Raw genomic sequence first — 18,630 nt, 5'->3', positions numbered from 1 at the left:
TTACGCTCGGGCGCCAGTCGGTCAGGCCGCGGCGGGGGCAGTGAGGGCTGTGGTGATAGTGGCGGCGAGCGAGGTTGTCTGCCGTCCGCTCAGGCGGGTGAGGTCGCCGCTGTCGGTGTAGCGGCCGCCGCGTCGGATGCCCTGGTCGGCGTCGGCCAGTAACTGTGCGATGGGTTGGGGCAGGCCCGTTTCGGCGAGAGCGCGGGCGTGGGCGGTTTCGAGCACGTCCCTGAAACGCACTTCGGTTCCGGATTACCTGCAGCTGTGGATGGGACCCGGGGCGCCTCATCCCGCGCAGCCTTTGTGGCCTCGGCGAGCGCGGCTTCACCCTGCTCACCGAGCGCTGGAACGCGCTCGAACACGTCGCGATCAGTCCCCAGAAGGATTCTTTCAGACCGCCCGGACCGCCCTCGTCATCACACGCTTCGAGCGCCGGACAGCGAACTGAATCTCGCTGGGATCACCTCAGTGGCCGAGGTTGACCTGTGCCCTGTGGTGGTCGCCTTTCTCGATCAGGTCGACGAGCCCGAGGGCATAGTCCGCGGCGGAGATCGCGCCGCCGTCCTCGGGCTGGACCGCGACGTCGTCGCCGAGCCGATAATGGCCGAGTCGTTCGCCGGGCATATGTGCGCCGAACCTGAGCGCCGGGCTCACAAAGGCCCAGTCGAGTGTCGCGGGCGTGGCCGGGAGGTCCTCAATGATGAGCGCCGCCCCGGCGCGGATCTCTTCGTGGAGCTCTGCGGGGATGTGGCTGAGGTCGGTGACGAAGCGATCCGCCCCGGGTGCAGGGCGCAGCGACGAGTAGCCGCCGACGACGAACAGGGGTACGCCTGCGGTATCGGCCAGACGCGCGATGGTGCGGTAGACGTCGCGGAAGGTGCCGGCCAGCGGGCCGCGTGGGGCGAGTGCGCCCACTACGACGTCCGCGCCCTCAATGGGTGCCGAGAGCGTTGCTTCGTCGGTGGCGTCGCCTTGGACATAGGTCACGTTCGGGATGGGCGCGTCGGGGAGCGAGCGGCTCAGGGCGGTGACCTGGTGACCGCGAGCAGCGGCCTCCGCAACGATGGCCGAACCGGCATAGCCTGTGCCGCCGATGACGGTAATGCGAGACACGACGTGCCTTTCTACGGGACGGGTGGCGTCAGACGGACGCGTTGCGATTACCGTATGAATGCAGCTCTCCAATGGGAAGAAGGCACTTTGTGGTAACCACCCAGGCCGAGTCGGTGCTCCGCGGCAGCCCCTACCGCGCGGACTGCCCGACTCGCCACATACTGGATCGCATTGGCGACCGTTGGACGGTGCTCATAGTGGGCGCCCTCTGGGACGGCAACGCCCGCTTCTCAGAGCTGCGCCGACGCATTGAGGGCGTCTCGCAGAAGATGCTCACCCAGACTCTCCGCGGGCTCGAACGAGACGGGCTCGTGCGCCGCACCGTCTACCCCGAAGTTCCGGTCCGCGTCGAGTACGCGCTCACCGAGGCGGGCCGCACCCTGCGCGAGCCACTGCGCGCACTACAGGAATGGTCGATCGCGCACCTCGGCGACGTGTCAGCGTCGCAGGAAGCCTACGACCACGCGAATCGACCTCCTCCTGACTCCACGGATCGCGACAAGTAGTCGTCGACCCCGAGGACGCGCACGCTGGCCTGCGGCAACTCCGGTAACCGTCGGAGGAGGTCCAGCGGTTTGTCCTTGGCGACGCGAATGCTTAGCGCGGGTTGCGAGCCGCGCACCCGGCCGGCCCGCCAGACATGCGGCGATCGAGGTGAGCAGTGCGCTCAGCCGCGGCGTGTACCGGCCATGCGGGCTGGTCAGCCCCTCGACCTGCTCGGCGAACGTCAACGCTGGACACTGCGGATTGAGGCACTTGAACCGGCGCACCACGAGTTCGGTCACCGCTGGGACTCCGCCGAAGGGCGCGTCAGCGAGCCGGCGCGCGTACCGGCCGTGCACACGCCACGACACCACCCCGCATCTTGGGCACGGCACCGTCGGCACTGCGGAGTACGCGCAGAACGTGACCGTACTGACCGCACATTCGATCGACTCGACCACCACATCGGCTAAATACGGTAGCAACCACTCCAAACCCCCTGAACCGCACACCCAGTAGATGCGCAGTTCAGACTTGGTACGTCACAAGATCCCCGACAGAGCCCGTGATTCCCCAGCCCTTGGGAGGCGGTCGGTTGCTTGGCCGGGGGTTTGGTGGGCTCCATGGGTCCCTCTTGCCCACCGCGGCGCCGACGCCCAGACCGACATCGGCCAGGCCGGATCCGATCCACTCCAGATCGCGCGCCTCCCCGAGGCGGTACTCGACTTGCGCGTCCTCGCGCGCCGTGATCTCGGCGGCGACGTCCTCGTGCTCCGCGTCGCGTCCGCAGTGCTCGCTCAGCCGGTACTCCACCTGCGCCGGGGTCCGGACCCAGCACCGTCACCAACACACGTGATCTGGGAACACCGCATGGAACATACCTTGGTAATTTTGTGACATGGACTTCTGGCTGAAGGACCTACTCACCCAAATCGACGAGGCGACGGCCAAACTGATTGCCACGGCCGACGGCCTGACCTGCAAACAGGTCAGCGAACCGTCGTTGCTGTCCGGCTGGACCCGCGGCCACGTCCTCACCCACATTGCCCGCGCCGCTGAGGCTCACCGAAACCTGTTGGAGGCCGTCCGCCGGGGCCGACATCCCCGCCTACGCGAGTCAAGAAGCCCGCGACACGTCCATCGAGAACGGTGCGAGCCGACCGGTCGCCGAGCAAGTAGCCGACATCGAACGGACGGCCGCGGCATTCCGGGCCGCCGCCGTCACAACACCCGATGACGCGTGGAAGACCAGTGTCACCATCCTGCACCTTGAGCCGTTCCCGGCGAGCCAGGTTGTCCTACGCAAGCTTGTCGAGCTCGAACTGCATCACGTCGACCTGAACGCGGGCCACCGGCCGGCCGACTGGCCTGTCACCTTCAAGCCGCTGGAGTTGCCCGAACCCATGCGAAGCCAGGCCACCGACCGTATGTCCTGGTTCGCCACGAAGTAACTCCAACCGCACACATCCGGACTCAGCGCGACACCTGCTATCCGCCCGACTTTCTTCGGGGTGCGACGGCTTGTTTGCCTATCACGCAGTCCTCCTGGCCGGGGTGGAACTGGCCGACCCCACACCGAGCCTGCCGCAGTGGTCTGGCGGCGCCCCTGGCCCAAAAACGACAGCCGCTTATGACGACGCCGTTGGCAAGTTGGGGTTCAGCGAAGACGATCACATCGACATCGCCCGCTTCGCGCGCCGGGCTCCGGGCCTTTCCCTGCGTGGGACTGTAAGACGTTCGATGTAACTCCCGATCATGGAAAGGCAGCGGGCGCGGGAGAAGATCCGGATTTCCCGATGATGATTGGCTGCACCCATGAGCATGAGGGTTACCGGTCTTTGGCTAGTTCGACGAGCTCTGCGAACAAGCCGCCGGCGTTGGCCAGGTCCTCGTACACTGCCGCCGCTTGCCGCAGCCTTCCTGTTGTCGCCATACGAGCGATGGCCTTGTTCACAGGTGGCGCTCCTCTACAGCGTGGGCCATGCCCCCGGGCCAGTCACACGTGGCGGGGGTCCTTCTCGCTCTAGGCAACCGCTCCACTACGCATCGCGGTTCCGTGGCGTGAGTGGCAACTTTTAAGAGCTTTAAGCGCCGGCCCTTGCTGAGGAGTTGAGCGCAGAGTGAGCCAGCGGGAGCCCAATGCGGGCCTGCAGCGGCTGTACACAGAGACCGGGTGGACGCTGCGGCAGCTCGCCCAGGAGATCAACCGCGTGGGCACCGAACGCGGAACGCCCCAGAGGTACCGAGGGACACATGCCGAAGGAGCCTGTCCGCAGGGCTTGATCAAGTTCCGTAGCTGTCGGGGTGGTCGGGGACGCCCAGGATGGGGAGTGCTCGTTCGGGTTCGTCACGGATCGCTCGGGTTGTCTTGGCGATGTTGTCGGCTCCGAGGGTTTTCAGCACGCCGATGGCGAGGTTGCGGAAGGTCGCCATGGCCCGGGGTGCGGTCCCGGTGTGGACAGTGGAGGCGTCCTCGGCGAAGGTGACGTCCCTGATGTGGTGCGAGGAGTTCTCCACTCCCCAGTGCCCGCGGATCGCGGCGGCCAGATCGGCCGGGCCGACCTGGTGGGCATCGAGGCTGGTGACGGCGTAGACACTCTCACGGGTCTCGCGCCTGCCGGTGTGCTTGCGGCGCCGGTGGACGCGGATGGCCAGGCGGGCGTGGGGAAAGGCGATTCCGTCGAGTTCGTCGGCGAGCATTCTCGCCGATTCCCATCCGCTGGTGGGTCTCCTGGGCGCGTTCGGCGGCCGCGCTGGCGCCGTAGTGGCGGGGCATGTCCTCGGAGATCCAGCCCATCAGCAGCATCAGGTCACCGGAGTCCCCGTTGGCCCGTTTCCACTCGTGGGCGAAGTGGTGCCGCCACCGGTGGGCATGCACGCCCTTCACCCCGGCGGACAGGCCACGCCGCTTGATCATGTTCTTGATGCCGTTCGGCTCCAGGCGCTTCCCGCCGCGCTCGGCCAGCCACAGATCGGGCAGCTCGGCGCCCTTGCGCTTGGCGCGGGCCCGCAGATACCGGCTCACCGCCCGCGCCGTCTTCGGCCCGAACCGTACCCGGCGGTCGCGGCTGCCCTTGCCGTGGTAGTGCACCGAGTCGGTGACCAGGTCGATGTCCTCCAGGGTGAGGTTGCCGACCTCGGACAGGCGGGCGCCGGTGTTGTAGTAGAGGCGGATGATGGCCTCGTCCCGCAGTTGGAGGAACGCCTTGCCCTTGCAGGCGGCCAGCACCTTCCCGGTGTCGTCGTCCCGGATGACCGGGATCAGCTTTTCACGGTCTTGGGCTGGCGGACGCGTTCCATCGGCGAGCGGTCGATCTCCTCCGGATCCTCGGCCGCGTCCTCCGCCTCGAGGTCGGGCGTCGCGTTCTCGTTCAGGTAGCGGGCGAGCTGGGCGGCGGCGAGGAGGTAGGTGTAGCGGGTGGTCTGCGGGTAGTTGCCCGCGCGCAGTGTGGAGCGCGAAAAGAGGGTCCTCACAGGTGTTGACCTGCGAAGACCCTCCGCACCGTCGGGACGACAGGATGTGAACCTTCGATCCCTTGACCCCCAGTCGAAGCCGCCGAGGGCCATGGTGGCCGGTTCACCAGCCGCTGACGCGGTTCCAGACGGCCTGGACGGCGGGTGCGTGCGTCGCCGTCCGGCTGCTGTCGATGACGTGGTAGCCACGGTGCTGTGCGGCGGTGGCGCAGGCGTGGTTCGGCAGGATGCGCAGCCGGGTGCCGATGGGCAGGTCGGGCAGGGTGGCGCCGTCGCGGGCGGTGATGGTGCCGTGCTCCTGGCTCGCGGCGCTCATGACCAGGCCGGGGATCGGGCGCCCCGCCAGGTCGGTGACCAGACCGTACCCCTGGTCCTGGGGCTGGGCCGCCGTGCCACGGTCGCGGGACATCGCCATCCAGCCGCCGTCGGTGACGATCCAGCCGTACTCGGGGCGGTGTCCGATGACGGTGACGACGACCGACAGCGCGAGGTCGTCGATCCGGCACACCCCGAGACCGGCCATCACCAGGTCGAAGAACACGTAGGTGCCGGCGCGCAGTTCGGTGACACCGGTGAGGTCCTCGGCGGCGTGTGCGGTGGGCGTCGAGCCGACGCTGACGGTCGCGACGGGCAGCCCGGCAGCGCGCAGTTTCCCGGCGGCGGTGACGGCGGTGTCGCGTTCGTTCTCCGCCGCCAGCCGCTGCTCCTGCGCCGAGTAGGCGAAGTAGGACTCGCCCGCGTGGGTCAGCACACCGTCCAGGCATCCGGCGTCGTGCAGGGTGTGGCCGATGTCGAGGAGTGCGGGGTCGTCGGTCTTGAGGCCGCCGCGGTGGCCGTCGCAGTCGATCTCGATCTGCGCGGGGATGCCGATTCCGGCCCGGCGCGAGGCTTCCGCGACGAAGGCGGCCTGCTCGGCGCTGTCCAGCAGGACGCGGAGGGTGACGCCACGGCGCAACAGGGCGAGCACACGGGGCAGTTTGTGCGGGTCGATGCCGACGGCGTAGGTGATGTCGGTGTAGCCGCCGTCGGCGAACGCCTCGGCTTCCGCGAGCGTCGAGACGGTGACGGGGTTCGGGGCCGCGCCGTGCATGAGGGCGGCGACATCAAGGCTCTTGGCCGTCTTGACGTGTGGCCGCAGGGTGACGCCGAGCTGGTCGGCCTTGGTGGCGAGTCGGTCGATGTTCCGCAGCGCCTTGTGTACGTCGACCACCGCGAACGGGGTGTCGGGGTCGGCCAGCGTCCCGGCAGTGGTGGAGGGCGTGGTGGTCATGGAGTGACGTCCGTCTTCTCGAGTAGGGCAGGGCCGCGTTCCGCTCTCATGTTAGTCGACCGAAATTCTACTTCTGGACAGTATCTCTAGATCCAGGTGTCCCACCAGATCGATGTGATCACCTGTCAATGTGGTGATGATCTGCCCCTCTGCATGAGGACGTCGGGCGTTGACAGGCCAGCCCAGGAACCCCATCCTAATTCCGTCACCGTATAAGCCGGTGACGGATATGGAACCCCATCCCGGCTCCCCCATCGACGAGGACCCCACCTTGCGAGACCAGCACGAATACCTGTACTTCTTGCGCCGCGCCTTCGACGGCATGCTCGGCGCGTTGGAAGACCTGGGCGATGACGTGGGAAACGTCCGCCCGCCGCTTCCCGGCGCCAACTCCGCCTACGCGATCGCGTACCACTGCGTCGGGGTCGCCGACTACTGGATCGGGCATATCGTCGCCGGGCGGGAAGTCGACCGTGACCGCGCCGCGGAGTTCACCGCCACGGGAAGCGCACATGAGCTGCGGCGGAAGGTCGACGCGCTTTTCCAGCGGCTGGCGACCGACCTCGAATCGGTGACGCAGACGGCGCTCCCGCACAACACACCGCCCGCCGAGTTCGAGGGGCCGGACCGACCGCTGAGCGTGCGGGGTGTCCAACTGCACGTACTCGAAGAGCTCGCCCAGCACCACGGCCACATACAGATCACCCGTGATCTGCTCACGCGGGGAGCACGTTCATGAGCGTCGTCCCGCCCGAGCCGGTGCCCGGCTTCGATGACCTCAGCCTCGACTGGCTGCGCGCCCGCCGCAGCGTCAAATGGCACCGTCCGGGACCGCGGGTGCTCCCCGCATGGGTGGCGGACATGGACTTCCCCACCCCTCCGGTGGTGGTCGCCGCACTGCGGGAGGCCGTCGACCGCCGCGATCTCGGCTATCCGGACTGGCCGGACGGCAGTCCGCTCCGTCGCGCGTTCGCACAGCGGATGATGGACCGCTACGCCTGGGCGGCGCCCGCGGACCGCGTACGTGAGCAGACCGATCTGATCCAGTGTCTGCAACTCGTCCTGCACCTCGCCACGAGCGCGGGTGACGCGGTGGCCGTACAGACGCCCAACTACCCTCCGTTCCTGGCCACGTTGGCGACGATGAACCGACGAGCCGTGCCGATCCCCATGCGAGACTCCGCGGAGGGTTGGTACATGGATGCGGCCGCTCTCGACACCGCGGTGGCGGAGTCGGGCTGTAAGGCGCTGGTGCTGGTCAACCCGCACAACCCGACGGGCCGCACCCTGACCCGTGCGGAGCTGGAGGAGATCGCCGCCGTCGCCCGTCGGCACGATCTGCTGGTCATCAGCGACGAGATCCACGCCGAACTGGTCCATGAGCCGCATCGCCACATACCGTTCGCGAGCCTCTCCCCGGACGCCGCCGGCCGCACCGTCACACTCACCTCCGCCACCAAGGCGTTCAACCTCGCGGCCATCCGCTGCGCGGTCACCCACTACGGCCCGGACCGGCTGCTCGCGCTGCGCGACGCGCAACCACCCGACCTCTACGGCGCCGTATCGCCGCTCGGCGTCGTCGCCACCGAGGCCGCGTGGCGAGAGGGCGACGCCTGGCAGCGCGACCTGCTCACCGTGCTGGACCGCAACCGCCGACGGGTCCATCAGGTGGTGCGCACCGAGCTCCCCCAGCTGCGTCATCACCTGCCGGAGGCCACCTATCTGGCCTGGTTCGACGCGCGGCCGCTGGGGCTCGGCGAACCACCCGTGGAGAGAGTGCTGAGGGAGGGCGGTGTCCTGCTCGACGGGGGCAGTCCCTTCGGCCCGGACGCCGACGGCTTTCTGCGGCTGAACTTCGCCACGTCCCATACCGTTCTCGAGGACGTCCTGGCGGGACTCGTCCGAGCACTGCGACCGGGGCCGCATCCGGGCAGGTGAAATTCCCTGGCGTGGCGGCCGGAAGGGCCGGAGACTCATCCCATGGCTGACATGGGGGCGTTCCGGGAAGCGGTCACCGCGTGGGCGGCCGGCGGCCCCGGCGGCCCCGCGCGCGAGCTGGCCGCGCGGCTGCCCGTCCGGGCGGTCGTCCTGCTCGAAGGGCCGAGCGACGCCGCTGCGGTCAGCTCGCCGGCCGCGCGCCGCGGCCGGGACCTGGCGGCCGAAGGAGTCTGCGTCCTGCCGATGGGCGGTGCCATGAGCGTCGGACGCTTCGCCCACCTCCTCGGGCCACCCGGTCTGGGTCTCCGCCTCACCGGACTGTGCGACGAGGCGGAGCGTCGCTTCTACACCCGCGGTCTGGAGCGGGCCGGCGCGGCGCGGCAGGAGTTCTTCGTCTGCGCGGCGGATCTGGAGGACGAGCTCATCCGCGCGCTGGGCGTGACACGGGTGGCGGAGCTCGTCCGGGCGGAGGGGGACCTGCGCGCCCTCCAGACCTTCCTGCGCCAGCCCGCACAGCAGGGCCGCACCTCAGAGCAGCAGTTGCGGCGCTTCCTGGGCACGAAGAAGGGGCGCAAGATCCACTACGGGCGCGTCCTCGTCGAAGCGCTCGACCACGACCGCGTACCCACGCCACTCGACGCCCTGCTCACCAGCCTCTGACCCTCGAAGGCCCAGGCCGAAGCCTCTGACCCCCGAAGGCCCTGGCCGACCGGGCGTCACGGTGTGACGTCCACGAGGACCTTGCCGACCGCGCCGCTCTCCACCGCGCGGTGCGCGTCGGCGGTCCGGTCGAGCGGGAAGCGGACCAGCGGCAGGCCGTGCTCCTCGCCGACCGGCAGCGCGCCGTCGCGGACCGCGGCGGCGACGTCCTCAACCGCCGCGGCGAGCGGCTCCGAACCGACTGTGTAGAGCACCACGAACTGGAAGCGTGTGTTCAGCACCATGTTCCGCATCACGTCGAGCTCGACCGGCTTGCCACCGTCGTTGCCGTAGGTCGAGATCGTGCCGCGCGTCCGCAGCACGGCCAGGTCCAGTGCGAGGTTCGCGCCCAGCGCCACCTCGGCGACGATGTCGACGCCGTCCGGGGCGATCTCGCGGATCTCGGCGGCCGGGTCGCCCTCGCGATAGTTGATCACGTGGTGGGCCCCGGCGGCGGTGGCCAGCCGGGCCTTCTCCGGACCGCTGATCGTGGTGATCACGGTGGCGCCGGCCCAGCGGGCGAGCTGGATCACCGCGTGTCCGACCGCCCCGGCCCCGCCCGCGGCGAGCACCACCTTGCCGTCCAGTGCCCCGGGCCCCAGACGGCGCGGCCCGTCCTCGGCCACGGTGAGCGCGCGGTGCGCGGTGAGCGCGGGGACGCCGAGTGAGGCGCCGACGTCGAAACCGGCCTCGCCGGGCAGCTCCACGGCCCGCTCGGCGGGCACGACGGTGAACTCGGCGGCGGTACCGGTGGGCCGCCCGGCGGCGGCCAGGAACAGCCAGACCCGCTGACCGACCCGGCTCCGGTCGACCCCCTCGCCGACGGCGTCGATCGTGCCGGCGCCATCGAGGTGCGGGGTGACCTCGGGGAAGCGCTTGGGGCCGGAGGCGCCGGAGCGGGCCTTCCAGTCGGTCGGGTTGATCCCGGACACGGCGATCCGGACGCGAACCTCGCCGGGGCCGGGGGTGGGCAGGTCACGGTCGACGAGCCGAAGAACGTCGGGGTCGCCGTTGTCGCGGTAGATGATGGCCTTCATGATCCGTCCTCGGAGCCTGGTGAAGCGGGGTTTCCCGGCGCGGTCTGACGTTCCGCCGGAGTGTCGGGCATGTGATCGCGACCCTGGTCGCGTTGGGTCTGGTCAGCCGATGGGAACCTCGTTGGAGCGGGACTCGATGGCATCGAGGGTGGCGAGGGTCGCGGCGTCGAAGGTGATCTCGCTGACCGCCATGTTGGCCTCGAGGTGGGTGGCGTCGGCGGTGCCGGGGATGAGCAGCACGTTCGGGGCGTGGTGCAGCAGCCAGGCGAGGCCGACCTGGGAGGGCGTGACGCCCAGGGACTCGGCCACGGCGTGAACAGCCGGTTCCTCGGTGACCTTGGGCAGGCCCGGGAAGGCCCCGCCGAGCGGGAAGAACGGAACCCAGGCGATGCCCTCGGCCGCGCACAGTTCGAGCATGTCCTCGTCGTCGCGGGAGGCGAGACTGTACGCGTTCTGTACGCAGGCGATGCCCGCGGGCAGGGCGCGGCGCAGGCCGTCGAGGGTGACGCTGCTCAGGCCGATCGCGCCGATCTTGCCCTCGTCGCGCAGGGCGGTCATCACCGCGAGCTGGTCGTCGAGGTCGACGACCTGGTCGCCCTCGGGACGCAGTCCGGGGCCGGTGTCCAGGCGGCGGAGGTTGACCACGTCGAGCCGGTCGACGCCGAGGCCGCGCAGGTTGTCCTCGACACTGGCGCGCAGTTGCTCGGGCCGCTGCGCCTGACGCAGCGGCAAGCGCCCGCCCGGGTTGGGGTCGGCGCCGACCTTCGTGACGACCAGGACACCGTCCTCGGGGCGCAGCGTCTCGCGGATCACTTCGTTGGCGAAACCGAAGCCGTAGAACTCGGCGGTGTCCACGTGGTCGACGCCCAGCTCGACCGCGCGGCGCAGCAGCGCGACGGCCTCGCCACGGCGGTCGTGCAGGCGGGCGAGCTGCGCCGCGCCGTAGCCGATCCGGAAGACTGCGCGGCCGGCGAACGATGCGGTCGGGATGGTCATGACGCTGTCTCCTCGGTCGGTGATCGCAAGGCGGTGTACAGCAGTTCGGCCTGGTAGAGCGCCGACACCCGGTGGGCGATCGGGGTGGCGCGCTCCCGGGCCGCGGCCGGCTCCTGGTGCTCGACCTTGACCAACCAGGCCGTGACGCAGTCGCGCAGCATCGCGCGCATCTGGTCGATCATGTCGACGACGATGCCGCGGATGACCGGGTCGGTGGTCGCCTCCCCCCAGGTCTGCACACCGACCCGGGCCTCGGCGGGGTCGATCGCGGCGATCAGGCGGGTGAGCAGTTCGTCGGGGTCGGGCGGAGCGTCGCTCGCGGCGTACTCGCCGAGAACCGCGGCGCGCTTGGCGAGCACCTCGCGGGCGGCGGCCTGGACCAGGTCGGCCTTGTTGCGGTAGTGCGCATAGATCGAGCCGGCCGAGAGGCCGGACTCGGCCGTGATGTCGGCGATCGAGGTCCGCTCGAGGCCGTTGCGGCCGAAGCAGCGCACGGCGGCCTCGGCGATCTGGGCACGCCGGAGCTCCTTGCGCGCGTCGGTGAGCCGCGGCACCACACATCCTCCCCACAAAGAGAATAGTAGTTCTGTTTGCGGGCACACGTTAACAGAATCGCTGTTCTCTTTGTGGCGCGGAAACGATCTGCCGTCACACGGTGGGCTTGCTGCCCCCGTCCCCGGCTGGGACATCGCCGGTGTGGTGGAACGCCCAGGTCTCGCCACACCGGAGTTCTCGGCCGGTGACGAGGTCGTCGGGTACGTCAGGAGCGATGTGCAGCGCGCTCACGGCGGCCTGGCCGAACTCGTCGCCGCGGACGTCCGCACCCTGGTCCGCAAGCCCCGCACCATGAGCTTCGCCCAGGCGTCCGCCCTGCCACTGGCGGGGCTGACCGCGTATCAGGCCGTGGTACGCACCCTGGGCGTCGAGCGGGGCCGGACCCTGCTGGTGCACGGAGCCGCCGGTGGCGTCGGCTCGCTCGCCGTCCAGATCGCCCGCTCGCGCGGCGCGCGTGTCATCGGCACCGTCTCGCCACGGGACCACGACTACCTGCGATCGCTCGGGGCCGAGCCGGTCGCCTACGGCCACGGCGCCGCCGACCGGGTACGCGGACTCGTCCCCGAGGGCGTGGACACGGTCCTGGACACCGTCGGCGGCGGGGTGCTGACGGCGACGGCACAAGCCGCCGCACCCGGCGCACGCGTGGCGTCCCTCGTCGACATCGGTGTGCCGGGTGTCGCTCCGGTCTTCTGCCGCATGGACCACGCGGACCTGACGGCGCTGATGGAACTCGCCGAGGCCGACAAGCTCCACGTCCGGATCGGTGCCACCTACCCGCTGGCACGCGCGGCCGACGCGCAGCGCGCCCTGGCCGCCGGTGAGACCCCCGGCAAGATCGTCATCGAGATCGACTGACACACCTCTTCTGACCGCCCCTGACGGAGGATCAGCCGCTCGGACTTTGGGGCAGCAGGCTCAAACTTCCATGACGGCCTGCTGCTTCTTCCGCTTCCGGTAGCTCGCGGCCTTGTGCTTGTTTCCGCACTCCGCCATCCCGCACCATCGCCGGGCCCCGGAGCGCGACACGTCCACGAAGAGACGGGTGCAGTCGGGGTTCGCGCACTCCTTGGTCTTGTCGAGCTGGGCCGAGCTCAGCAGGTCCACGGCGTCGCGGGCCACCGCGCCGAGGACCTCGTCCACGCCGCCCGTCCGCGTCAGCCGCCCCGACGCGTCGAGCTGATGCCTGGGCGGCGGCAGCCGGGCCGCGTCGTTCACCTCGGCGAGGGCGTCCCTGAACTCGGCATCCGACGGGTCCCCAGGAGGCCAGGAACGCACCAGGGTGTAGATCGCCTCGCGCAGACGGCGGACCCGCTCCAGCCCCCGAGTGTCCATCGGGCCGGGATCGTCCAGCAGCTCCGCCTGGCTGATCCAGCGGCTCACATCGCTCGGGGAGGTCAGCAGCTCCGTACGGAGGCCGCGCCGCCACAGCTTCGTGCCCGCCAGGTCGAGGCAGAGACGACCGCTCACAAAGACGAACTCATCCACGTGACCATATTGCCGGGTAACGTCCTGGTTGTCGACGCCGCCCCCTACGGAGGGCTCTCCTTCCCTCACCAGGACGAATGGGAATCGCCGTGAGCGAACCCGGCCTGCCCGCCCCTGCCGCTGTCACCTGTCTGGCGGGTAACAGAAGGATCAAGGGCCGATGCGGCCCTTGCTGCGCATGGCGGCGCGGACACGTTCCTCGGCGCGGACACGTTCCTCGGCGAGGCCGCGCCCGGCGATATGCGGGGTGGTGGCGCGGCGCTGGGCCTCTTCGAGAACGGTGACGGCGTTGGTGCGCAGCCGCTTGGAGATCGTCTCGAAGATGGTGGCGGTCTCGGGCCGGAATCCGGAGTAGCGGGCGTCCATGGCGAAGGCGGCGGCGACGACACCACCGGCGTTGGCCACGAAGTCGGGCAGGAGGGAGATGCCACGTTCCGCGAGGATGGACTGTGCCCGCGGCGAGGTGGGCAGATTGGCGCCTTCCACCACCGGCCTGGCCTTGATCCGGTGGGCGATTGTCTCGTCGATGACGTCCCGTAGGGCCGCCGGGACGAGGACGTCGCAGTCGACGGTGAGTTCCTGGCCGGGTGGTAGCGCGATGCCCTGGTGGTGGCGGGTGACGAAGTCGTCCCCGTGCTCCTCCCGCGCGGTCCGGAGCGCGGGCACGTCCAGTCCGCCGGGGTCGTGAAGGGCTCCCTCGGCGGTGGAGACGGCGAACTGCGTCGTCCCGACGATGGAACTGGCCACCGCGACCGGTGTCCGGCAACTCGCCCCACGCCTCCTCGGGCGGGTCAGGCGGGGCGCATGACACCGCAAGCCCCGTTCCCCGCCCCGGAACTCAATCGGCTCACCGACCGGCAGACCGCGCGGATCCGGCTCTACTGCGTGCCGCCGTCCGGCACCGGATCGGAGTTCTTCCTGCCCTGGGTCGCGACGTTCTCCGCACTCTTCGACCTGGTCGCCGTCGACCTGCCCGGCCGCGGCACCCGCACCGCGGAACCATCGATCACCGACATCGGCTGGGCCGCCACCGGCATCGCGGAAGCCATCGCCGCGGACCTGCGGCACCGGCCACCCGCCGACGGTTTCTACGCGGTCTTCGGCCACAGCTTCGGAGCGCTGCTCGCCTTCGAGGCCACCCACCGGCTCCGGTCGTCCTCGCGCACCGAGCCGGACCTGCTCGCACTGTCCGCCGTGCCACCGCCGAACCGCGACGGCCTCGACGACCACATCGCGCGCAACCTCGGCTCCGGGATCGCCGTCATCACCGAGATCATGGGCTGGGAGGCACCGGCCGACGACGCGCTCGCCCGGACCGTCTACACCCCGTTCCTGGCGGACGCGGTGGCGCTGCTGCACCACACCCGCCAGGAATGGCCACCGCTGCGCGCGCGGCTGAGCGTCTTCGGCGGACTCGACGACCCGATGGTCGACCCCGGGACGCTGCACGAGTGGGGCGCCTGTACGACGGCCGACGCCCGGGTCCACCGCTTTCCCGGTGGCCACCACTATCTGCGCACCCAAGTGGCGGATGTGGTCGGTCGGCTGACGGACGATCTGCTGGCCGCGTACCGGAGTCCGGCATCCGGCTAGGCCCCGGGGAGCACAGACCACCATGAAGGCCAGCAGGACTCCGATGCTGGTCAGTCCGCCACCGCGTTGATGGGCAGGTGAGCCCGAGGGTGCGCACCATGCGCTCGCCCGCGGGCTGTTCGGACGGGGGTGTGCGCACTCAGCAGCGCGACAACTTGCGCTGCTGAGGCCAAGGAAACCTGTGCCCCTTGGTGGCCTCGTCAGCGGGTGAGGAGCGTGTTCCCGCTTTGCTGCCGACCCCCGGATGGCCGCCGGCCCGCCGAGGTGCGCAGGACGTCCACCAGCGCGGCCACCGTCGGCCGGTGCTCGGCGAAGGAGCGGCACACCACCACGATGTGGCGTTCCATCGTCTCGTGCAGTTCCAGGACATCGAGGCAGGACGGACGCAGCCGGAGCATCAGATCCGTCACCACGCTGACCCCGACTCCGGCCTCGACCAGGGCCAGGGTGGCGGCCGTGTCCGTCACTTCGTGCAGCACCTGCGGTTCGAAACCGGCACGGCGGCAGGCGGTGAGCACGGCGCGGCCGTAGTAGCTGCCGGCCGATGGCAGGATCCATCCCAGGTCCCTGGTGTCGGTGAGCGAGACCTTCTGCCGGCCGGACCTGCCGGACCGACCCGAACGACCGGACCTGCCGGACCGACCGGACATGGTCCCGGTGGGGACCGCGAGCGAGAAGCGTTCCCTGGACAGCTCCCGCACCCGCAGGGACGGATTCCGTGGGATGGGCACGTCCGGATAGTCCAGCCCCAGCGCCAGGTCCACGCTTCCGCCGGCCACCGCGTCGTACACCTCGTCCACGTCCATGTCCCGGCTGCGCACGGTCACGCCGGGGTGCCTCTCGCGCACCTGCCGCAGGGCCGGCGGCAGGATCTCGGCGGCGGCCGTGGCGAAGAGCCCGACCCGCAGCGTCCCGGAGACCTCGTTCCGGGTGCGCTCCAGCGCCTCGACGGCCTCGGCCTCCGTGGTGAGGATGCGCTCGGCGTGCAGGGCCAGTGTCACCCCGGCGTCGGTGAGCTCCACCCGGCGTCCCACCCGCCGCAGCAGTTGCCTGCCGGTGGCCTTCTCCAGCGCGGTGATCTGCTGCGACACCCCGCCCGGGGTGTATCCCAGGGCCTCCGCGACCGCGGTGATGGTGCCGCGTCTGGTCAGTTCCACCAGCGAACGAAGCTGTGCGCTCGTCCAGTCCATATAGGGATCCTAAAAGATCAGAAGCATGGACCGTTGATGGACGTCAACGATTGGTGTGCTGCACGATGACGCGGAGACAGCTGATCGGCATCGCTCTGTCCTGACAGCCCTGCCGCCCCCGGGCATGGACCCGTCCTCGTCCGGCGAGGTGGCCCTTGGGAAGGGAGTGGTCTGTTGTCCTCCTCCGCCTTCCGCACCGTTCCCGCCTCCGCCGATGTCGTGATCGTCGGCGGCGGCGTGATGGGTGCGAGCACCGCGTTTCACCTCGCCGAGGCCGGGGTGACGAACATCGTCGTCGTCGAGCGCGGCGAGCTCGGCTGCGGCAGTTCGGGCAAGCCGATCGGTGGCGTACGCGCCCAGTTCTCCGATCCGCTCAATATCGAGCTGGGCAGCCGCAGCCTGCGTGCCTACCGGGAGTTCGGCCACCGGCCCGGCGCCGACATCCGGCTCGACACCGTCGGCTATCTGTTCCTGCTCGACAGCGCACGGCAGACGAGTGACTTCGAGGCCGCGGTTCAGCTCCAGAACAGCCTGGGCGTGCCGAGCCGCATGATCGCCCCCGAAGAGGCCCGGCGGCTGTGTCCCTATCTCAGCACCGATGGCCTCGTGGCCGCCGCGTACTCCCCCGCCGACGGGCACGCCCGCCCCGGTCTTGTCGTCCAGGGGTACGCCCGAGCGGCGGCCGGGGCCGGAGTCACCATCGCCACCCACACCGCGGTGTCCGGCCTCGACACGGCCGGGGACCGGGTCGTCGGTGTGCACACCAGCCACGGCCGCATCGCGTGCGCCACCGTGATCTGCGCGGCGGGGGCCTGGTCGGCACGGATCGGGGAGATGGCCGGCGTCAACCTCCCGGTCCAGCCGGTGAAGCGGCAGCTGGCGTTCACCGCGCCCATCACACCGCCCGCCCCGCGCGTCCCGTTCACCATCGACTTCTCCTCGACCGCCTACTTCCACAACAGCGACGACGGTCTGCTGCTCGGGATGGCCGACCCCGACCAGGAGGACGGCTTCGACACCACCTGGACCCCGGAGTGGCTGGAGCTGTTCCGCACCGTCGCCCGCCGCCGCGCCCCGGCCCTGGCCGGCCTGGAGACCACCGGCGGATGGGCCGGTCTGTACGAGGTCACACCGGACCACAACGCGCTGATCGGCCGCTCCGCGGAGCTGCCCAACTTCCTGTACGCGGCCGGGTTTTCCGGCCACGGCTTCCTTCAGGCGCCCGCGGTGGGCGAGGTCATGCGCGATCTGTACCTGGAGCGTGAGCCGTTCACCGACATGTCCCCGCTCAGCGCCGACCGGTTCCACCACGGCGCCGAGACCCGCCCCGAAGCACACGTGGTGTGAACCGTTGAACCCCGATCGAAAGGCCGAACCATGTCAACACTCAGTCAGTGGCAGCTGAGGGCCGCGTTCGCGGCGCGGCTGTCGGAGATGTACGGACAGGAGGTTCCCGCCTACACCACGCTCGTGGACGTCTCGCGCGAGGTCAACGAGGACGTCCTGCACGCGCGGGGAACCGATGCGACACGTCTCGGGTCCATCAGCCGGGTGACGGCCGAGCGGCACGGGGCCATCCGTGTCGGCACACCGCGGGAGCTGGGGCAAGTGGCCCGGATCTTCGGCGCCCTCGGCATGCACCCGGTGGGCTTCTACGACCTGCGGGAGGCCGCGGCCAGCGCCGTCCCCGTCGTCTCCACCGCCTTCCGGCCGGTGGACGGCGAGGAGCTGGCGCGCAACCCCTTCCGGGTGTTCACCTCCATGCTCACCCCGGCCGACCCCCGTTTCTTCGACGCCGAGCTGCGCTCGCGTCTGGAGGCCTTCCTCGCGGACCGCGAACTCTTTCCCCCCGAGCTGCTCGCGCTGGCCGACCGCGCCACCGCCGAGCGGGAGCTGCCCCAGGAGGAGGCCGAGCGGTTTCTGCACCTCGCCGTGCGGGCGTTCGAGCTGTCCGCCGAGCCGGTCGACAAGAGCTGGTACGAGACCCTGGAACGGGTCTCCGCCGTGGCCGCGGACATCGGCGGTGTGCGCAGCACCCACATCAACCACCTCACCCCGCGCGTCCTCGACATCGACGAGCTGTACCGGCGCATGACCGACCGCGGCATCGAGATGATCGACACCATCCAGGGCCCGCCCGCCTGGGAGGGCCCCGATGTGCTGCTGCGGCAGACCTCCTTCCGGGCCCTGGCCGAACCCCGGGCGATGCGGACCCCGGACGGCAGCGTCATCAGCGGCGCCCTGAGGGTCCGCTTCGGGGAGGTCGAGGCCCGTGGCATCGCCCTCACCCGCGAGGGCCGGGCCCTGTACGACGAACTCCTCGGCCACGTGGACGAGCGGATGTCCCGGAACCCCTCGGCCTCCCGGGACGAGATCGCCCGCGCCGTATGGGAGCGGCACCTGCCCGGCAGCGAACAGGAACTCGCCGCCAAGGGACTTGCCTACTTCACCTACCACCTCCACCCCGACCGCCCCCGCGACGGCACCCGGCCACCCGCGAACGTCGGCGAACTGCTACGGCAGGGCTGGGTGCGCGCCGAGCCGATCGTCTACGAGGACTTCCTGCCCCGCTCCGCCGCCGGGATCTTCCAGTCCAACCTCAGCGGCGAGGGCACCCGCCACAGCGATCAGCAGGGCACGGCGTACGACGCGGACCGGCTCTCCGGCGCCATCGGCCGCGACGTCCTGGACCCCTTCGCCCTCTACGCGCGGCAGCAGAACGACTCCCTGGCACACGTCGCCCGCGCGCTGGGCCTCACCGACGCCCTCAGCTGACCCCTCACCCCCGGAGGAC

The 18,630-nt window shown here is 70.2% G+C and carries 22 protein-coding genes and 1 pseudogene; 9 read left to right on the top strand and 14 right to left on the bottom strand.

The window, feature by feature from the left end; genetic code table 11:
* Positions 1 to 21: 21 nt before the first annotated feature.
* Both KHP12_RS01825 and KHP12_RS01820 read right to left on the bottom strand, forming a co-directional pair.
* A complete protein-coding gene (locus tag KHP12_RS01825; protein WP_167442370.1) occupies positions 22 to 240 on the bottom strand; it encodes a Rossmann-fold NAD(P)-binding domain-containing protein in 219 nt (72 codons plus the stop codon).
* A 225-nt stretch (positions 241 to 465) separates the two neighbouring features.
* Positions 466 to 1,113 (bottom strand): NAD(P)-dependent oxidoreductase, encoded by a 648-nt coding sequence (locus KHP12_RS01820; protein ID WP_086880151.1) that lies wholly within the window; start codon positions 1,111 to 1,113, stop codon positions 466 to 468.
* 71 nt (positions 1,114 to 1,184) lie between these two features.
* Between KHP12_RS01820 and KHP12_RS01815 the strand changes: the two genes are divergently transcribed.
* Positions 1,185 to 1,619, top strand: a complete 435-nt coding sequence (locus tag KHP12_RS01815; protein WP_086880150.1) for a winged helix-turn-helix transcriptional regulator — start codon at positions 1,185 to 1,187, stop codon at positions 1,617 to 1,619.
* Here KHP12_RS01815 and KHP12_RS53155 read toward each other — a convergent pair.
* Together KHP12_RS53155 and KHP12_RS01805 are read right to left on the bottom strand one after the other, a co-directional pair.
* Positions 1,551 to 1,991 (bottom strand): transposase family protein, encoded by a 441-nt coding sequence (locus tag KHP12_RS53155; protein WP_372455163.1) that lies wholly within the window; start codon positions 1,989 to 1,991, stop codon positions 1,551 to 1,553. The two genes, KHP12_RS01815 and KHP12_RS53155, sit on opposite strands and share 69 nt — an antisense overlap.
* Positions 1,992 to 2,124: 133 nt before the next feature.
* Positions 2,125 to 2,409, bottom strand: a complete 285-nt coding sequence (locus KHP12_RS01805) for a hypothetical protein (protein ID WP_086880148.1) — start codon at positions 2,407 to 2,409, stop codon at positions 2,125 to 2,127.
* A gap of 85 nt (positions 2,410 to 2,494) precedes the next feature.
* Here KHP12_RS01805 and KHP12_RS01800 point away from each other — a divergent pair.
* A pseudogene (locus KHP12_RS01800) lies at positions 2,495 to 3,047 on the top strand (maleylpyruvate isomerase family mycothiol-dependent enzyme).
* An 832-nt stretch (positions 3,048 to 3,879) separates the two neighbouring features.
* On the opposite strand, the gene KHP12_RS01795 reads toward KHP12_RS01800, so the two are convergent.
* The 4 genes from KHP12_RS01795 to KHP12_RS01780 all read right to left on the bottom strand — a co-directional run bounded on the left by KHP12_RS01795 (position 3,880) and on the right by KHP12_RS01780 (position 6,340).
* The gene (locus tag KHP12_RS01795; RefSeq protein WP_244202566.1) at positions 3,880 to 4,296 is read right to left on the bottom strand and encodes a hypothetical protein; all 417 of its coding nucleotides are present in this window, start codon (positions 4,294 to 4,296) and stop codon (positions 3,880 to 3,882) included.
* Positions 4,196 to 4,849 (bottom strand): tyrosine-type recombinase/integrase, encoded by a 654-nt coding sequence (locus KHP12_RS01790; protein ID WP_276328612.1) that lies wholly within the window; start codon positions 4,847 to 4,849, stop codon positions 4,196 to 4,198. Before KHP12_RS01790 ends, KHP12_RS01795 begins: the two co-directional genes overlap by 101 nt.
* Positions 4,850 to 4,857: 8 nt before the next feature.
* Complete coding sequence (locus tag KHP12_RS01785; protein WP_208652862.1) at positions 4,858 to 5,070, bottom strand: hypothetical protein; 213 nt, start codon at positions 5,068 to 5,070, stop codon at positions 4,858 to 4,860.
* Positions 5,071 to 5,173: 103 nt separating this feature from the next.
* Positions 5,174 to 6,340, bottom strand: a complete 1,167-nt coding sequence (locus KHP12_RS01780) for a DSD1 family PLP-dependent enzyme (protein ID WP_086880146.1) — start codon at positions 6,338 to 6,340, stop codon at positions 5,174 to 5,176.
* Between the two features lie 229 nt (positions 6,341 to 6,569).
* On the opposite strand from KHP12_RS01780, the gene KHP12_RS01775 reads away from it, so the two are divergent.
* The 3 genes from KHP12_RS01775 to KHP12_RS01765 are packed head-to-tail and all read left to right on the top strand — an operon-like array spanning position 6,570 to position 8,938.
* Positions 6,570 to 7,079, top strand: coding sequence for a DinB family protein (locus tag KHP12_RS01775; protein ID WP_086880145.1), 510 nt, complete (start codon positions 6,570 to 6,572; stop codon positions 7,077 to 7,079).
* Positions 7,076 to 8,278 (top strand): MalY/PatB family protein, encoded by a 1,203-nt coding sequence (locus KHP12_RS01770; protein ID WP_086880144.1) that lies wholly within the window; start codon positions 7,076 to 7,078, stop codon positions 8,276 to 8,278. The genes KHP12_RS01775 and KHP12_RS01770 overlap by 4 nt, the downstream gene beginning before the upstream one ends.
* A gap of 42 nt (positions 8,279 to 8,320) precedes the next feature.
* Positions 8,321 to 8,938: a TOPRIM nucleotidyl transferase/hydrolase domain-containing protein gene (locus KHP12_RS01765; RefSeq protein ID WP_211831291.1), complete on the top strand. Its 618-nt coding sequence runs from the start codon at positions 8,321 to 8,323 to the stop codon at positions 8,936 to 8,938.
* Positions 8,939 to 8,994: 56 nt separating this feature from the next.
* Here KHP12_RS01765 and KHP12_RS01760 read toward each other — a convergent pair whose 3' ends face one another.
* The 3 genes from KHP12_RS01760 to KHP12_RS01750 form a co-directional block, all read right to left on the bottom strand.
* Positions 8,995 to 10,014: an NADPH:quinone reductase gene (locus tag KHP12_RS01760; RefSeq protein ID WP_086880142.1), complete on the bottom strand. Its 1,020-nt coding sequence runs from the start codon at positions 10,012 to 10,014 to the stop codon at positions 8,995 to 8,997.
* 102 nt (positions 10,015 to 10,116) lie between these two features.
* Positions 10,117 to 11,010, bottom strand: a complete 894-nt coding sequence (locus KHP12_RS01755) for an aldo/keto reductase (protein ID WP_211831290.1) — start codon at positions 11,008 to 11,010, stop codon at positions 10,117 to 10,119.
* Positions 11,007 to 11,564, bottom strand: coding sequence for a TetR/AcrR family transcriptional regulator (locus tag KHP12_RS01750; protein ID WP_244202562.1), 558 nt, complete (start codon positions 11,562 to 11,564; stop codon positions 11,007 to 11,009). Before KHP12_RS01750 ends, KHP12_RS01755 begins: the two co-directional genes overlap by 4 nt.
* A gap of 145 nt (positions 11,565 to 11,709) precedes the next feature.
* On the opposite strand from KHP12_RS01750, the gene KHP12_RS50375 reads away from it, so the two are divergent.
* A complete protein-coding gene (locus KHP12_RS50375) occupies positions 11,710 to 12,423 on the top strand; it encodes an NADP-dependent oxidoreductase (protein WP_308289266.1) in 714 nt (237 codons plus the stop codon).
* Between the two features lie 60 nt (positions 12,424 to 12,483).
* On the opposite strand, the gene KHP12_RS01740 is transcribed toward KHP12_RS50375, so the two are convergent.
* The gene (locus tag KHP12_RS01740; RefSeq protein ID WP_086880139.1) at positions 12,484 to 13,053 is read right to left on the bottom strand and encodes a CGNR zinc finger domain-containing protein; all 570 of its coding nucleotides are present in this window, start codon (positions 13,051 to 13,053) and stop codon (positions 12,484 to 12,486) included.
* Positions 13,054 to 13,203: 150 nt separating this feature from the next.
* Entirely contained in the window at positions 13,204 to 13,800 is a 597-nt protein-coding gene (locus tag KHP12_RS01735; protein WP_308016617.1) for a Rossmann-fold NAD(P)-binding domain-containing protein, read from the bottom strand.
* Between the two features lie 57 nt (positions 13,801 to 13,857).
* On the opposite strand from KHP12_RS01735, the gene KHP12_RS01730 reads away from it, so the two are divergent.
* Positions 13,858 to 14,646, top strand: a complete 789-nt coding sequence (locus KHP12_RS01730) for a thioesterase II family protein (protein ID WP_246648388.1) — start codon at positions 13,858 to 13,860, stop codon at positions 14,644 to 14,646.
* Positions 14,647 to 14,846: 200 nt separating this feature from the next.
* Here the strand turns inward: KHP12_RS01730 and KHP12_RS01725 are convergent, their stop codons facing one another.
* Positions 14,847 to 15,836: a LysR family transcriptional regulator gene (locus tag KHP12_RS01725; protein ID WP_211831287.1), complete on the bottom strand. Its 990-nt coding sequence runs from the start codon at positions 15,834 to 15,836 to the stop codon at positions 14,847 to 14,849.
* A 174-nt stretch (positions 15,837 to 16,010) separates the two neighbouring features.
* Between KHP12_RS01725 and KHP12_RS01720 the strand changes: the two genes are divergently transcribed.
* Positions 16,011 to 17,183: an NAD(P)/FAD-dependent oxidoreductase gene (locus KHP12_RS01720; protein WP_086880136.1), complete on the top strand. Its 1,173-nt coding sequence runs from the start codon at positions 16,011 to 16,013 to the stop codon at positions 17,181 to 17,183.
* Between the two features lie 30 nt (positions 17,184 to 17,213).
* Positions 17,214 to 18,611, top strand: coding sequence for a 2-oxoadipate dioxygenase/decarboxylase (gene hglS, locus KHP12_RS01715; protein WP_086880135.1), 1,398 nt, complete (start codon positions 17,214 to 17,216; stop codon positions 18,609 to 18,611).
* Positions 18,612 to 18,630: the final 19 nt, after the last annotated feature.

Origin of the sequence: Streptomyces asiaticus, assembly GCF_018138715.1 — a bacterium.
Taxonomy (GTDB): domain Bacteria; phylum Actinomycetota; class Actinomycetes; order Streptomycetales; family Streptomycetaceae; genus Streptomyces; species Streptomyces asiaticus.
This window is presented reverse-complemented; position numbering and strand designations above follow the sequence as displayed.

Coding starts and splice junctions, on each gene's coding strand:
- KHP12_RS01760 (WP_086880142.1), bottom strand. CDS start 10,014: ATGAAGGCCATCATCTACCGCGACAACGGCGACCCCGACGTTCTTCGG.
- KHP12_RS01775 (WP_086880145.1), top strand. CDS start 6,570: ATGGAACCCCATCCCGGCTCCCCCATCGACGAGGACCCCACCTTGCGA.
- KHP12_RS01765 (WP_211831291.1), top strand. CDS start 8,321: ATGGCTGACATGGGGGCGTTCCGGGAAGCGGTCACCGCGTGGGCGGCC.
- KHP12_RS01780 (WP_086880146.1), bottom strand. CDS start 6,340: ATGACCACCACGCCCTCCACCACTGCCGGGACGCTGGCCGACCCCGAC.
- KHP12_RS01730 (WP_246648388.1), top strand. CDS start 13,858: ATGACACCGCAAGCCCCGTTCCCCGCCCCGGAACTCAATCGGCTCACC.
- KHP12_RS01725 (WP_211831287.1), bottom strand. CDS start 15,836: ATGGACTGGACGAGCGCACAGCTTCGTTCGCTGGTGGAACTGACCAGA.
- KHP12_RS01770 (WP_086880144.1), top strand. CDS start 7,076: ATGAGCGTCGTCCCGCCCGAGCCGGTGCCCGGCTTCGATGACCTCAGC.
- hglS (WP_086880135.1), top strand. CDS start 17,214: ATGTCAACACTCAGTCAGTGGCAGCTGAGGGCCGCGTTCGCGGCGCGG.
- KHP12_RS01795 (WP_244202566.1), bottom strand. CDS start 4,296: ATGCTCGCCGACGAACTCGACGGAATCGCCTTTCCCCACGCCCGCCTG.
- KHP12_RS01815 (WP_086880150.1), top strand. CDS start 1,185: ATGGGAAGAAGGCACTTTGTGGTAACCACCCAGGCCGAGTCGGTGCTC.
- KHP12_RS01755 (WP_211831290.1), bottom strand. CDS start 11,010: ATGACCATCCCGACCGCATCGTTCGCCGGCCGCGCAGTCTTCCGGATC.